The sequence below is a fragment of the Streptomyces sp. NBC_00306 genome (assembly GCF_036169555.1).
Taxonomy (GTDB): domain Bacteria; phylum Actinomycetota; class Actinomycetes; order Streptomycetales; family Streptomycetaceae; genus Streptomyces; species Streptomyces achmelvichensis.
This window is the reverse complement of record NZ_CP108032.1, coordinates 6,713,512-6,727,871: the sequence shown is the minus strand read 5'-3', so window position 1 is coordinate 6,727,871 and position 14,360 is coordinate 6,713,512. Positions and strand designations below refer to the sequence as shown.

The following is a 14,360-nucleotide window of genomic DNA, read 5'->3' as shown; positions in this document are numbered from 1 at the left end:
CCGAACGCGCCCCGCCCCACCCGGAGCCGGACCCGTGGCCGCGACCGCCGCTCGCGGACCGTGCGCCGCCGGCTACGCCTGTTCGCGCTGGTGGTACGTCTGACGGGTGTGCTCGGTGTGTGCCTTCATGACCTCGGTCGCGCGCCGCTCGTCGCGGTCCGCGATCGCCGCGATCAGTTCGCGGTGCTCGATCCACGACTGCCGGCCACGCTGCCGCGCCACGGGCGTGTAGTACCAGCGGACACGACGGTCCACCTGGGCGGCCAGTTCCCGCAGGACGACGTTCCCGGCGAGCTCCATCACCTTGGCGTGGAACGTGGCGTTGGTGGCCACCGCCAGATCCACGTCGTCGTCGGCGACGGCCCGCTCACCCTGCGCGCAGAGCTCTTCCAGCTCGGCGATGCCCGCGGAGCCGGAGTTCGCCGCGGCGAGGCGGGCGGCCTCGGCCTCCAGCAGGGTGCGCACGGAGAGCAGTTGGTCTGCCTCGTCCTCGGTGGGCTCGTGGACGAACGCGCCCTGCGCCGGCCGTAGATCGACCCATCCCTCGGTGTTCAGCCGCTGCAACGCCTCGCGCACGGGCTGCCGGGAGACCCCGAGATGCCCGGCGAGTTCACTCTCGACCAGATGCTGGCCGGGGCTCAGCGCCCGCGTCGTGATCAGCTCCAGCAACGCCTCGTACACACGCTCACGCAGCGGACCAGGTCGTTCCAGCTTGGGCACGGCGCCCTGCGGCAGTCCTGCGGACAACATCACGGTCCCCCTTGCGGCCGACGGCGGCGAGACACAATTGGTTATCGTCTACAGTCTACCGAGCGCAATCCCCGTCATGCGGAAACCGCACCGAGATACACGTCACCTCTGGCGGAAATCCCCTGCATCCAGGGGCACTTCGGGCGGGGATCACGCCGTGCCGGGCTCCCCGCGACCGTCGAGAAGGTCCTTCAGACGGTCGATGAAGACCTGCTGGCCGGCGACCAGCTTCTCGCGCGCCTCGTCCAGCCGGAGCCATGCGACCCGGTCGATCTCCGGGAACTCCTCCATCCGGCCCGAGCGAGGCGGCCACTCCATGGTGAACGTGCCCGGCACCACGAGGCCGATGTCGAGGTCGCCCTCCATCGCCCAGGCGATCACGGTCTTCCCGCTCGACTGGCGGGCGTCGCCGAGCGGCAGCCACTCGCCGTCGGGCGGCGCGAGCCCGAGCTCCTCCTCGAACTCCCGACGGGCCGCGGCCATCGGCTGCTCCTCGGCGAGGTACTCGCCCTTCGGCACCGACCAGGCCTTCTCGTCCCGGCCCTGCCAGTACGGGCCTCCCATGTGCCCGATGAGCACCTCGGTCTCCGTGCCCGTGCTGCGGAACAGCAGAAGGCCCGCGCTTCGCTTCGCCACCATGCCGTTCAGTGTGCCCGGGAGGCGGGCCGCCCGGCGCGCCGACGCTCGGCGCCGGCGAAACGGCCAGGGGGAACAGGAGCGACAGATCTCAGGGGCAGCGGACGATCTGGCCCGCGTAGGAGAGGTTGCCGCCGAAGCCGAACAGCAGCACGGGGTCGCCGGACGCGATCTCCCCGCGCTCGATCAGCTTCGACAGCGCCAGCGGGATGGAGGCGGCCGAGGTGTTGCCGGACTCGACCACATCGCGGGCGATGACGGCGTTCACGGCGCCGATCTTCTGGGCGACGGGTTCGATGATCCGCAGATTCGCCTGGTGGAGGACGACCGCAGCCAGCTCCTCGGGCGTGACTCCGCCGCGCTCGCATACCTTTCGGGCGATGGGCGGCAGCTGCGTGGTGGCCCACCGGTAGACGGACTGGCCCTCCTGCGCGAAGCGCGGCGGGGTGCCCTCGATCCGTACGGCATGGCCCATCTCGGGGACCGAGCCCCACAGCACCGGACCGATACCCGGGCGCTCGCCCTCCCGGGTCGCCTCGACGACCGCGGCCCCCGCGCCGTCACCGACGAGCACGCAGCTGGTGCGGTCGCTCCAGTCGGCCACCGCGGCCATCTTGTCGGCGCCGATGACCAGTGCCCGCTCGGCCGACCCGGCGCGCACGGCGTGGTCGGCGGTGGCGAGGGCGTGGGTGAAGCCCGCGCAGACGACATTGAGGTCCATCACGGCCGGTGAGCCCATGCCGAGCCGCGCCGCGACGCGCGCCGCCATGTTCGGGGACCGGTCGATCGCCGTGGAGGTGGCGACCAGGACGAGGTCGATGTCCCCGGGAGTGAGGCCGGCAGCGGCCAGGGCCTTGGCCGCGGCGTGCGCGGCGAGCTCGTCGACCGGCTCGCCCTCCGCCGCGACGTGCCGGGTCCGGATACCGACACGCGAGCGGATCCACTCGTCACTGGTGTCGACCATGGCCGCCAGGTCCTCGTTGGTGAGCACCTTGGCGGGCTGGTAGTGCCCCAGCGCGGTGATGCGCGTGCCGGTCATATAAGGATCCCGTCCTAGAGGCAGATGGAACGTCCCAGTGTTGGCTGCTACCACCCGGTACGACGGCACGTGACCCCACAGGATTCGGGGGGCGGATTTTGGAGCTTCCCCAAGGGTGTGACGAGTATTGACCGGCCGAAAGGCATACTGTAGACAATATTCTGTCGACTCAACCCTCGTCACCTCCGCCCTCGCTCGGTCGCTCAACCGAACGGAGAGCCCCCGTGAAAGTCGCAGTTGTCGGCGCCGGAGCCATCGGCGCATACGTCGGGGCCGCGCTGCACCGCGCCGGCGCCGAAGTCCACCTCATCGCCCGCGGTGCGCACCTCGCGGCCATGCGCCGTGACGGTGTCCGTGTCCTCAGCCCGCGCGGCGACTACACCGCGCGGCCCAACGCCACCGACGACCCCGCCTCCGTCGGGCCCGTCGACCATGTCTTCCTGGGCCTCAAGGCGAACTCCTACGCGGCGTCGGGCCCGCTGGTCCATCCCCTGCTCCACGAGCGCACCTCGGTGATCGCCGCACAGAACGGCATCCCGTGGTGGTACTTCCACGGGCTGCCCGGCCCGTACACCGGACGCCGCATCGAGAGCGTCGACCCGGGCGGTTCGGTGAGCGCGACACTGCCGCCGGAACGCGCCATCGGATGTGTCGTCTACGCGGCGACCGAACTCGAAGCACCCGGCGTCGTACGCCACTTGGAGGGCACGCGCTTCTCCATCGGCGAACCCGACCTGAGTGTGTCGCGGCGCTGCCTCGAGTTCAGTGAGGCCATGGTCGCGGGCGGGCTGAAGTGTCCCGTCGAACCCGACCTGCGCAACGACATCTGGATCAAGCTGCTCGGCAACATCTCCTTCAACCCGATCAGCGCACTCTCCCGGGCCACGATGGCGCAGATCTGTCGCCACCGGGACACGAAAGCCCTGGTCGAGACGATGATGCGGGAAACCCTCGACGTCGCGGCCGCTGTCGGATGCCACCCCAAGATCTCCGTGGAGAAGCGCATCGCCGGCGCCGAACGCGTCGGCGACCACAAGACCTCCACCCTCCAGGACCTGGAGAAGGGCAAGCCGCTCGAACTGGACGTGCTGCTCGCGGCAGTCGTCGAGCTCGCCGCACTCACCAGGACCCCGGTGCCGAAACTCTGCGCCGTGCACGCGCTCGCCGATCTCCTTGCCACCACCGCCTCAGCAGGAAGTGCAGCATGAAGAAGAAGCCGCAGAAGACGTATCCGAGGCTCACCCATCCGCTGGTCCGCGACGACGACGGACAGTTGCGCAGGGCCAGTTGGGACGAGGCACTGGACCGGGCGGCGGCCGGCTTCCGCCAGGCCCGGGAACAACACGGCCCCGACGCCTTCGCGATGCTCTCCTGCGCCCGTGCCACCAATGAAATGAACTATGTGGCGCAGAAGTTCACCCGCGTGGTGATGGGCACGAACAATGTCGACTCCTGCAACCGCACCTGTCACGCGCCGAGCGTGGCGGGCCTCTCCGCCGTCTTCGGCTCCGGCGGGGGGACCTCGTCCTACGAGGAGGTCGACCACACCGATCTCATCGTGATGTGGGGCTCCAACGCCCGCTTCGCCCACCCGATCTTCTTCCAGCACGTGCTCAAGGGGATACGCAACGGCGCGCGCATGTACGCGGTCGATCCCCGGCGCACCTCGACGGCCGAGTGGGCGGAGAGCTGGCTCGGCCTCAACGTCGGCACCGACATCCCGCTCGCGCACGCCGTCGGCCGGGAGATCATCCACGCCGGCCTGGTCAACCGGGCTTTCGTGGAGCGGGCGACGACCGGTTTCGAGGAGTACGCCGCACTCGTCGAACCCTGGACCCTGACGGCCGCCGAGAAGGTGACGGGCGTGCCGGCCGCCGCGATCCGTGAACTGGCGCACGCCTACGCCACGGCCGAACGGGCCCAGCTGTGCTGGACCCTCGGCATCACCGAGCACCACAACGGCACCGACAACGTGCGGGCACTGATCAACCTGTCGCTCCTGACCGGCCAGGTGGGGCGCTACGGAGCCGGGGTCCAGCCGCTGCGCGGCCAGAACAACGTCCAGGGTGGCGGCGACATGGGCGCCATCCCCAACCGGCTGCCCGGCTTCCAGGACATCCTCGATCCGGTGGCCCGCACCAAGTTCGAGCGGACCTGGGACGCGGTCATCCAGCCCCGCTACGGCATGACGCTCACCGAGATGTTCGAGGCGATGGAGAGCCGGGACCTGCGTGCCGTGTACTGCATCGGCGAGAACCCCGCTCAGTCCGAGGCCGACAGCGAACAGGCGGTACGGCGGCTGAAGTCGCTCGACCATCTGGTGGTGCAGGACATCTTCCTGACGAAGACCGCGGAGATGGCCGACGTGGTCCTGCCCGCGACGGCGGCCTGGGCCGAGACGGAGGGCACGACGACGAACAGCGAGCGCCGGGTGCAGCGGGTCCGGGCCGCGCTCGTGCCGCCGGGCGAGGCCCGCGAGGACATCGACATCCTCTGCGCGATGGCCGAACGCCTCGGCCACGACGGCTGGAAGTTCGCCGACTCGGAGGCGGTGTGGAACGAGCTGCGCTCCCTGTCCCCCGACCACTTCGGCATGACGTACGACCGCCTCGACGAGCACGCCGGCCTCCAGTGGCCCTGCCCCGACGTGGACACACTGCCCTCCAGCTTCCTGCACGCGCGGCTGTGGGAGACCGACCCAGTCAAGCGCGGCACCCCGGCGGCGTTCGGGCTCGTCCAGCACGATCCGCCGGTGGATCTCACCGACGAGGAGTACCCGCTGCGGCTGACGACCGGCCGGCGGCTCGACTCGTACAACACCGGTGTGCAGAGCGGCAGTTTCGCCTCTCCGCTGCGCCGTGGTGAGTACATCGAGCTGTGTCCCGAGGACGCGGCGGCCTACGGGGTCGAGGCGGACGAGGAGGTGCGGATCTCGTCGCGGCGCGGCTCGGTGACGGCACCCGTGTGGATCGACCCCGGGCTGCGGCCGGGGCTCGCGTTCATGACCATGCACTTCCCGGACGAGGTCGACACCAACCAGCTCACCATCGAGGCGAACTGCCCGATCGCGGGCACGGCCGAGTTCAAGGCGTCCGCGATCCGCATCGAGAAGCTGGTGCCGGCATGGACCTGAAGTTCGCCGACGCGGCGAAGGTGACGGACGACGAACGGGACGCGGTCGACGCCCTGCTGGGGCCGGCCGGGACGGGCTGGGAGGGCGGCACGGAACGCACCGACGAGGATCTGCGCTGGGCGCGCGGCGGTGCGGCGGCACGCGAGCGGCGGGATCTGCTGCTGCCGGCCCTGCATGCGGTGAACGACCGGGTGGGCTGGCTGAGTGAGGGGGCGCTCGACTACATCTGCCGGCGTCTGACGGTGCCACCGGCCGAGGCGTACGGCGTGGCGACCTTCTACTCGCTGTTCTCGGTGCGGCCGCGGGCGTCGAAGGTGCTGCACGTGTGCACCGACCTGTCGTGCGCGGCGAAGGGCTCGTCCACCCTGACAGCCGCGCTCGAGGACCGGCTCGGGCCCGATGTGGCCTACCAGCCGAGCCCGTGCCTGGGCCTGTGCGAACGTGCCCCCGCCGCGCTGGTCATGCAGGCGGGGCAGGGGGATCCGGCCCGGCCCGCGGGCGAGGAACCGGCCGACGGCCGTACCGGATACGCGACAGCCGTCGTCGCCCCCGCGACGGCGGAGGCCGTCATGACCGCGGTCGCCGCCGTGGCCGGCGCACCCGCCGAGGCGGGCGCCCGTACGGCCGTGCCGCAGGCGGGCGACCCCGGGCTGACGCTGCTGAGGCGGGTCGGCGTCGTCGATCCGCTGAGCATCGACGACTACCGATCGCACGGTGGTTACGCGGCTCTCCGCCGCGCCTTCGCCCTCGGCCCGGCCGGTGTGATCCGGGAGGTCACCGACTCCGGGCTCGTCGGGCGCGGCGGTGCCGCGTTCCCGACCGGCCGCAAGTGGCAGGCGACCGCCTCGCAGCCCGACCACCCCCACTACCTGGTGTGCAACGCGGACGAGAGCGAACCGGGGACCTTCAAGGACCGGGTCCTGATGGAGGGCGATCCGTACGCCCTGATCGAGGCGATGACCGTCGCCGGGTACGCCATCGGGGCCCGCCGGGGCTATCTGTACCTCCGCGGCGAGTACCCCCGCGCGCTGGCACACCTGACGAACGCCATCGACCAGGCCCGGGCCCGCAATCTGCTCGGCGACGACATCCTCGGCCACGGGTACGCGTTCGACATCGAGATACGGCGCGGCGCGGGCGCGTACATCTGCGGCGAGGAGACCGCGATCTTCAACTCGATCGAGGGCTACCGCGGCGAGCCGCGCAGCAAGCCGCCGTTCCCCGTCGAGAAGGGCCTCTTCGGCAAGCCGACGGCGGTCAACAACGTGGAGACGCTCGTCAACGTCCTGCCGATCCTCACCGGGCGCGCCGAGGAGACCAAGCTCTTCTGCCTCTCGGGGAACGTGGCACGGCCGGGCGTGTACGAACTGCCCTTCGGGGCCACGCTCGGCGAGCTCATCGAACGTGCGGGACCGCCGCGCACCATCCGCGCCGTCCTGCTCGGCGGCGCGGCCGGCAGCTTCGTCCGGCCCGACGAGCTGGACATCCCCCTCACCTTCGAGGGGACACGGGCCGCGGGCACGACGCTCGGTTCGGGGGTGATCCTCGTACTCGACGACACCGTCGAGCTGCCGCGCATCCTGCTGCGGATCGCGGAGTTCTTCCGGGACGAGTCCTGCGGTCAGTGCGTGCCCTGCCGGGTCGGCACGGTCCGGCAGGAGGAGGCCCTGCACCGCATCAACGACCGTACGGGCGCCGCCGCCGCGGACGACATCGCCCTGCTGCGCGAGGTCGGCAGTGCCATGCGCGACGCATCGATCTGCGGTCTGGGCCAGACCGCCTGGAACGCCGTCGAATCCGCCATCGACCGGCTGGGAGCCTACGAATGACCGCGATACCGCTCGGGCCGCCGCGGCGGCTGGTCGAGTTCACCCTCGACGACGCCCCCGTCAGGGTCCCCGAGGGTGACACGATCCTGGACGCCTGCCGGGCCGCCGGCAAGGACATCCCCACGCTGTGCCAGGGCGACACGCTCACACCGAAGAACGCCTGCCGGGTGTGTGTGGTGGAGGTGGAGGGGGCGCGGACGCTCGCGCCGGCCTGTTCGCGCCGCGCGGAGCCCGGCATGACGGTGCGTACGGACACCGAGCGGGCCCGGCACAGCCGCAAGGTCGTGCTGGAACTGCTGGCCTCCTCCACCGATCTGTCGACCACCCCCCGGGCGGCCGAGTGGATCAAGGAGTACGAGGCGAAGCCCGCCCGGTTCGGCCCCGACGCGGCGACGGTCAACGAGGAGCCGAAGGTCGACAACGACCTGTACGTCCGCGACTACGACAAGTGCATCCTCTGCTACAAGTGCGTGGACGCGTGCGGCGAGCAGTGGCAGAACACCTTCGCCATCGCGGTGGCGGGCCGCGGTTTCGACGCCCGTATCTCCACCGAGCACGACGCCCCGCTCACCGACTCGGCGTGTGTCTACTGCGGCAACTGCATCGAGGTGTGCCCGACGGGCGCGCTCTCCTTCAAGTCGGAGTTCGACATGCGCGCGGCGGGTACCTGGGACGAGTCGGCGCAGACGGAGACGACCACGGTCTGCGCCTACTGCGGTGTCGGCTGCAACCTCACGCTCCATGTGCAGGAGAATGAGATCGTCAAGGTCACCTCGCCGCACGACAACCCGGTGACCCACGGCAACCTCTGCATCAAGGGTCGCTTCGGCTACCAACACGTACAGAATCGGATTTGATCGCCATGGGACGGGTCACCGAGCGCCGACGCACCATCCGCATCAGGGACGGGGCGGTGACGTCCCGCCCGGACACCCTGGTGGCCGAGGAACCGCTGGAGATCCGTCTGGGCGGCAAACCGCTCGCCATCACCATGCGTACCCCCGGCGACGACTTCGCCCTCGCCGCCGGGTTCCTGGTGAGCGAGGGCGTCCTGGGGGCGGCCGACGAGCTCCAGTCGATCGTCTACTGCGCCGGGGCGACGGCCGACGGGTCCAACACGTACAACGTGGTGGACGTGCGGCTCGCCCCCGGGGTCGAGCTGCCCGACATCACCCTCGAACGGAACGTCTACACCACCTCGTCGTGCGGACTGTGCGGCAAGGCCAGCCTCGACGCCGTCCGCACGACCGCGCGCTTCCCGATCGCCGACACTCCCCCGGTCCGTATCGAGCCCGCTCTGCTGGCGGGCCTCCCCGACCGGCTGCGCGCCGCACAGCGGGTCTTCGACCGGACCGGGGGGCTCCATGCGGCGGCACTCTTCTCCGAAGAGGGAGAGCTGCTCGACATCCGGGAGGACGTCGGACGGCACAACGCCGTCGACAAACTCATCGGCCGCGCGCTGCAGAACGGTGATCTGCCGCTGTCCCGGGCGATCCTGCTGGTCTCGGGCCGCGCCTCGTTCGAGCTGGCCCAGAAGGCGGTGATGGCCGGAATCCCGGTCCTGGCCGCCGTCTCCGCGCCCTCCTCGCTGGCCGTGGACCTGGCCGCCGAGACGGGACTGACGCTGATCGGTTTCCTGCGGGGCGCCAATATGAACGTGTACGCGGGCGACGAGCGGATCGCCCTGGGCACCGGGGTCTGACGCTCCCCGCTGCACGGGATACGGGCCCGGCCGGCGGGGAGCGCCCCCTGCGCCGGCCGGGTCCTTCCGTGAGGCACCCCCGCGAGCCGGTGCGTCAGCGCACCACGTCCACGAACACGGGGTTCGTGCAGCACCACGTGTCGAGCCACAAGTCACCGTTGCCGGGCCGGTAAGCGGGGGTTCGTGTGCGGGCGGAAGCCCGGACGGCGTCCCCGGGGCGAAGACTGGGTGAACGCCTGCGGCTGGGGGGTGAGGCCCGGCGGGAGATCTCGCGGTGCGCCGAGGCTCATGCCCGACCCGGCGACAGGCAAGCGGGCAGGGCAGCGCGGCCGGCCTTCAACCCGCCGGTGCCCGCCTCATCTGCGCGTCGCCGGTGCCGGGATCACCTGGAGTTCCAGCGTCGGCGAGGGTTCGGCGAAGCCCGGGCCGCCCGCCTGCGCCCAGGCGAGGACGTCGTCCGTCGCGTCGTCGTCGAGCGCCCAGCCGATCCAGGTCGCCCTGGCGCCCCGGCGGCGGCCCTCCGCCGAGGGCTGGACCACGATCACGTTCGCCTGGCCGCACGGGCCGAGGCAGTCGCTCGTGCGGACCGCGAACCTGCCGTCCGACGCCTCGGCCGCCGTCCGCAACCGGGCCAGTTGGCCTTGGTGGTCGGTGCCGGGGTGCTTGGCCGCGTCCCCGCAGCAGCAGCCGCGGCAGACGACCAGGGTGCAGGGGCGGGCGCCGAAGGGGCGTATCGCGTACGTCGTCACCCGGCGATCTTGTCAGGCGCGGGCGGCGTCGCGGAGGTCCGGACGCGTGCTCTGCGGCGAGGCGTTGGTCACGTACCGAAGCCCGTGCCGGTCACCCGCGACACGAACGGGCCACGTCCGGGCCGCCGTTCAGGGGGCCGGCCGCGCTCCCGACAGAACCCTCGTGCCGGGCGCGGGGGCCGCCTCGGCCGGCACCTCACGGCCGCGGCGCTTGGCGATGACCGCGCAGACCATCAGTTGCATCTGGTGGAAGAGCATCAACGGCAGGACGGCAAGGCTCGCGTGGGCGCCGAACAGCACCGTGGCCATGGGCAGACCGGCCGCAAGGCTCTTCTTCGAGCCCGCGAACTGGATCGCGACGCGGTCCGCCCGCCCGAAACCGAGCCGCCTGGAGCCGTACCAGGTGAGCGTCAGCATCGCCGCGAGGAGCGCCGCCTCGACGAGCAGCAGAGCGCCGAGGCGCCCCGGGGTGACCTGGTGCCAGACGCCCGCGTTCATGCCCGCGCTGAAGGCCGTGTAGACGACGAGCAGGATCGAGCCGCGGTCGACGTACCCGAGCACCTTCTTGTGGCGGGTGAGGAAGCCCCCGACCCACCGTCGCAGCAACTGGCCCGCCAGGAAGGGCACGAGGAGTTGCAGCACGATCCGCAACAGCGAGTCCGCGGAGAAACCGCCGGCCCGGCCGCCGAGGACGACCGCCGCCAGCAGCGGGGTGAGCACGATGCCCGCGATGCTGGAGAAGGAACCGGCGCAGATCGCCGCGGGAACGTTCCCGCGCGCCATCGAGGTGAAAGCGATCGACGACTGGATCGTCGACGGCACGAGACACAGGAACAGCAGTCCGCTGTAGAGCTCCGGTGTGAGCAGCCACGGTTCGAGGCCCCGCGCGGCGAGCCCCAGCAGCGGGAAGACGAGGAACGTCGCGGCGAGCACCGTCACATGCAGACGCCAATGCCGCAGGCCGCCGACCGCCTCGCGGGTCGACAGCCGCGCGCCGTACAGAAAGAACAGCAGGGCCACGGCACCGGTCGACGCACCGCCCGCGACATCGGCGGCGCGTCCGGACGCCGGCAGGAGAGCCGCGAGTACCACCGTCCCGAGGAGCGCCAGGATGTACGGGTCGACGGGCAGCCAGGACGGCAGCGACAACGTGCGGCGGCTCATGTGTTCCACTTGCTCTCGGTTCAGGGTCGTGCCCTCCCCATGGTGCTCCTGACACGACCGATCGGGAATCCCGTACACCACGCTCACTGTCATCGCGATTCATGATGGGCGCACGGAAAAGGCCTACCGTGGAGGTCATGTACGACCCCGCACAACTGCGTACCTTCCTCGCGGTCGCCCAAACACTCAGCTTCACCCAGGCCGCCCGCCGGCTCGGGCTGCGCCAGTCGACCGTGAGCCAGCATGTGCGCAAGCTGGAGGAAGCCACCGGCCGGCAGCTGTTCACCCGGGACACGCACCGCGTGGAGCTCACCGAGGACGGGGAGGCCATGCTCGGCTTCGCCCGGACGATCCTCCAGGCGCACGAGCGCGCGTCCGCGTTCTTCACCGGCAAGCGGCTGCGCGGCCGTCTGCGGTTCGGGGCCTCCGAGGACTTCGTGCTGACCCGGCTGCCGGAGATCCTGGAGTCCTTCCGGCGCGACCACCCCGAGGTGGACCTGGAACTCTCCGTGGAACTCTCGGGCACGCTGCACAGACGGCTGGAGGCGGGAAGGCTCGATCTGGTGCTGGCCAAGCGGCGGACCGGCGACACCCACGGCGAGCTCGTGTGGCAGGACACGCTCTCGTGGATCGGCGCCCCACAGCTGCGGCTCGACCCCGCCCTTCCCGTACCGCTGATCGTCTATCCGCCGCCGGGCATCACGCGGGCCCGCGCGCTGGAGGTACTGGAGGCGGAAGGGCGCGCCTGGCGGATCGCGTGCACCAGTACCAGCCTGAGCGGGCTGATCGCGGCGGCGCGGGCGGGGCTCGGTGTGATGGCGCACAGCCGCGGGCTGATCCCGCCGGGCCTGGCTCCGGTGGCGTCGCGGGCCGGCCTGCCCGAACTGGGCGATGTGGACTTCGTCCTGCTGCACGGCCGGCGGGCGGGCGCGGGGCATGCGGCGCAGGAGGCGGCGGCCGCGCTGGCGTCGTCGATCCTGCGGGGCGCCGACCGGCTGCACCGGGGAGGCGGCCCGCGGCAGCGGTGACAGCCACGCGCAACGGCTCGATGGTCCCGGCCGCCCCGCGGCTCCGTGACGCGAGGGTCCGATGGCTCGACGGCTCGATGGCTCGATGGCTCGATGGCTCGATGGCTCGATCATGACCCCGCACCCGGCCGTTCGCGTACCGTCACCCGCCGGACCTGGTCACGGACCCGCTCACCGGCCTGGTACGGACCAAAGCTTCTCGACTCCGTAAAGCGACGGTGCGTGCAGCGTCGAGATTCCGTGGAGATTCGATACCGGCATACTTACTCTTCGGTCAGAACTGTGGTCCAACTCTCTTTTGTGTGGCCGGACATCCTCGTCTGACCTGTGGTGATGCCATTCGTCCACAGTTCTGCAAGGCCCTCCCGCCGGTCAGCGAGGTGGGGTAGCGTCGCGGCGCTGTGCGGAGCGCCACAAGGAGCAGGCCATTGCGCGAGTTCACTGTCCCCCCGCTGGACGCAGCGCCTCAGGTCGGTGGGCTGGCGGATGCGGTGTTCGACTATGCCCAGGAGGATCCCGATCGCGTCGTTCTCGGACGCAAGGACGCGGAAGGACATTGGCACGATGTGACGTCCGCGCAGTTCCGCGACGAGGTGCTCGCCCTGGCCAAAGGGCTGCTGGCGCAGGGAGTGCGGTTCGGTGACCGGGTCGCCCTGATGTCCCGTACCCGGTACGAGTGGACGCTCTTCGACTTCGCCATCTGGACGGTCGGCGCGCACTCCGTGCCCATCTATCCCACCTCCTCGGCGGAGCAGGTCTTCTGGATGCTGCACGACTCCGAGGTCACGGCGTGCATGGTCGAGCACGAGGACCACTCCATGACGGTCGGCTCGGTCATCGACCGGCTTCCGCAATTGAAACGGCTGTGGCAGCTGGACGCCGGTGCCGTCGCGGAGCTCAACGCGGCGGGTGCGCACATCGACGACGAGGTGGTGCACCGGCACCGGCGCGCGGTGACCCCCGACTCGATGGCCACGGTCATCTACACCTCCGGGACCACCGGACGCCCGAAGGGCTGCGTCATCACGCACGCCAACTTCATGTTCGAGACCGACACCCTCATCACACGTTGGGAACCGGTCTTCCACTCCAAGCCGGGTGACGAGGCCGCGACGCTCCTGTTCCTGCCGCTCGCCCACGTCTTCGGACGCATGGTGGAGATCGCGGCGATCCGCGGCCGGGTCAAGCTCGGCCACCAGCCGGTGCTCCAGGCAAAGGCGTTGCTGCCCGACCTGGTGGCGTTCAGACCGACGTTCATCCTGGCGGTGCCGTACATCCTCGAGAAGATCTACAACGCGGCGCACCGCAGGGCGGAGGTCGACGGGAAGACGGGCCCGTTCGAGAAGGCCGTCGACGTGGCGGTGCGCTACGCGGAGGCCATGGAACACCGGGCCTTCGGCCTGGGCCCCGGCCCCTCCGCCGGGCTGCGGATGCAGCACCAGTTCTTCGAGAAGATGGTGTACGGAAAGGTCCGCGACGCGATGGGCGGCCGGGTGCGCCACGCCATGTCCGGCGGCTCGGCCATGGACCGGCGGCTCGGCCTCTTCTTCGAGGGGGCGGGCGTCACGGTCTTCGAGGGCTACGGACTCACCGAGACGAGCGCGGCGGCGACGGCGAACCCCCCGGAGCGCACCCGCTACGGCACGGTCGGCCAGCCGATCCCGGGAACCACGGTCCACATCGCGGAGGACGGCGAGGTGTGGCTCCACGGCGCGCACGTCTTCTCGGGCTATCTGGGCGACCCCAAGTCCACCGACGCGGTGCTGCACGACGGCTGGCTGGCGACCGGGGACCTCGGAGCGCTGGACGAGGACGGCTATCTGACGATCACGGGCCGCAAGAAGGAGATCCTGGTGACCTCCGGCGGCAAGAGCGTGTCGCCGGTGGCGTTGGAGGAGCGCGTACGGGCGCATCCGTTGGTCAACCAGTGCATCGTGGTCGGCAACGACCGCCCCTACATCGCGGCGCTGGTCACCGTCGATCAGGAGGCGGTCGACCACTGGCTGGCGATGCAGGACAAGGCACCGCTGGCCCCGGCGGATCTGGTGCGCGACCCGGATCTGGAGATGGAGGTCCGCCGGGCGGTGGTGGCCGCCAACACCCTGGTGTCGCAGGCGGAGTCGATCCGTACGTTCCGCATCCTGGCCCACCCCTTCAGCGAGGAGCACGGGCTGCTCACACCGTCGCTGAAGCTGAAGCGGAAGGCGATCGAGGCGGCGTACGCGGTCGAGGTCGACGCGCTCTACCACTGAGGGGGCGAGCACCCCCCCGCACGCCGGCACTGCTGCACGGCACGGCACGGCGAACTGCCCGGCGCGGGTCAGGAAGTA

At 70.8% G+C, this 14,360-nt stretch carries 12 protein-coding genes; 7 read left to right on the top strand and 5 right to left on the bottom strand.

Features of this window, described 5'->3' with window-relative positions; translation table 11 throughout:
* Nucleotides 1–72 precede the first annotated feature (72 nt).
* The 3 genes from OHA05_RS30050 to OHA05_RS30040 form a co-directional block, all read right to left on the bottom strand.
* Nucleotides 73–750, bottom strand: coding sequence for a GntR family transcriptional regulator (locus tag OHA05_RS30050; RefSeq protein WP_313943141.1), 678 nt, complete (start codon nucleotides 748–750; stop codon nucleotides 73–75).
* A gap of 150 nt (nucleotides 751–900) precedes the next feature.
* Nucleotides 901–1,389, bottom strand: a complete 489-nt coding sequence (locus tag OHA05_RS30045; protein ID WP_328862235.1) for an NUDIX domain-containing protein — start codon at nucleotides 1,387–1,389, stop codon at nucleotides 901–903.
* An 88-nt stretch (nucleotides 1,390–1,477) separates the two neighbouring features.
* Nucleotides 1,478–2,425 carry a beta-ketoacyl-ACP synthase III gene (locus OHA05_RS30040; RefSeq protein WP_328862234.1) on the bottom strand — a complete coding sequence of 316 codons (948 nt, stop codon included), beginning with the start codon at nucleotides 2,423–2,425 and terminating at the stop codon, nucleotides 1,478–1,480.
* 224 nt (nucleotides 2,426–2,649) lie between these two features.
* Between OHA05_RS30040 and OHA05_RS30035 the strand changes: the two genes are divergently transcribed.
* Genes OHA05_RS30035 through fdhD form a run of 5 tightly spaced genes read left to right on the top strand, consistent with a single transcriptional unit; the run spans nucleotide 2,650 to nucleotide 9,089 of the window.
* Complete coding sequence (locus tag OHA05_RS30035; protein WP_313943144.1) at nucleotides 2,650–3,633, top strand: 2-dehydropantoate 2-reductase; 984 nt, start codon at nucleotides 2,650–2,652, stop codon at nucleotides 3,631–3,633.
* A complete protein-coding gene (locus OHA05_RS30030) occupies nucleotides 3,630–5,558 on the top strand; it encodes a molybdopterin oxidoreductase family protein (RefSeq protein ID WP_328862233.1) in 1,929 nt (642 codons plus the stop codon). The genes OHA05_RS30035 and OHA05_RS30030 overlap by 4 nt, the downstream gene beginning before the upstream one ends.
* Nucleotides 5,549–7,387 (top strand): NAD(P)H-dependent oxidoreductase subunit E, encoded by a 1,839-nt coding sequence (locus OHA05_RS30025; RefSeq protein WP_328862232.1) that lies wholly within the window; start codon nucleotides 5,549–5,551, stop codon nucleotides 7,385–7,387. The genes OHA05_RS30030 and OHA05_RS30025 overlap by 10 nt, the downstream gene beginning before the upstream one ends.
* Nucleotides 7,384–8,244, top strand: coding sequence for a 2Fe-2S iron-sulfur cluster-binding protein (locus OHA05_RS30020; RefSeq protein ID WP_328862231.1), 861 nt, complete (start codon nucleotides 7,384–7,386; stop codon nucleotides 8,242–8,244). The genes OHA05_RS30025 and OHA05_RS30020 overlap by 4 nt, the downstream gene beginning before the upstream one ends.
* A gap of 5 nt (nucleotides 8,245–8,249) precedes the next feature.
* Complete coding sequence (gene fdhD, locus OHA05_RS30015; RefSeq protein ID WP_313948808.1) at nucleotides 8,250–9,089, top strand: formate dehydrogenase accessory sulfurtransferase FdhD; 840 nt, start codon at nucleotides 8,250–8,252, stop codon at nucleotides 9,087–9,089.
* 356 nt (nucleotides 9,090–9,445) lie between these two features.
* Here the strand turns inward: fdhD and OHA05_RS30010 are convergent, their stop codons facing one another.
* Nucleotides 9,446–9,838, bottom strand: a complete 393-nt coding sequence (locus OHA05_RS30010) for a (2Fe-2S) ferredoxin domain-containing protein (protein WP_313943148.1) — start codon at nucleotides 9,836–9,838, stop codon at nucleotides 9,446–9,448.
* Nucleotides 9,839–9,967: 129 nt separating this feature from the next.
* Nucleotides 9,968–11,002, bottom strand: a complete 1,035-nt coding sequence (locus OHA05_RS30005; protein WP_328862230.1) for a bile acid:sodium symporter family protein — start codon at nucleotides 11,000–11,002, stop codon at nucleotides 9,968–9,970.
* A gap of 128 nt (nucleotides 11,003–11,130) precedes the next feature.
* On the opposite strand from OHA05_RS30005, the gene OHA05_RS30000 reads away from it, so the two are divergent.
* Both OHA05_RS30000 and OHA05_RS29995 read left to right on the top strand, forming a co-directional pair.
* On the top strand, nucleotides 11,131–12,030 hold the full coding sequence (locus tag OHA05_RS30000; RefSeq protein WP_328862229.1) for a LysR substrate-binding domain-containing protein: 900 nt from the start codon (nucleotides 11,131–11,133) through the stop codon (nucleotides 12,028–12,030).
* 452 nt (nucleotides 12,031–12,482) lie between these two features.
* Entirely contained in the window at nucleotides 12,483–14,282 is a 1,800-nt protein-coding gene (locus tag OHA05_RS29995) for an AMP-dependent synthetase/ligase (protein ID WP_328863480.1), read from the top strand.
* Nucleotides 14,283–14,360: the final 78 nt, after the last annotated feature.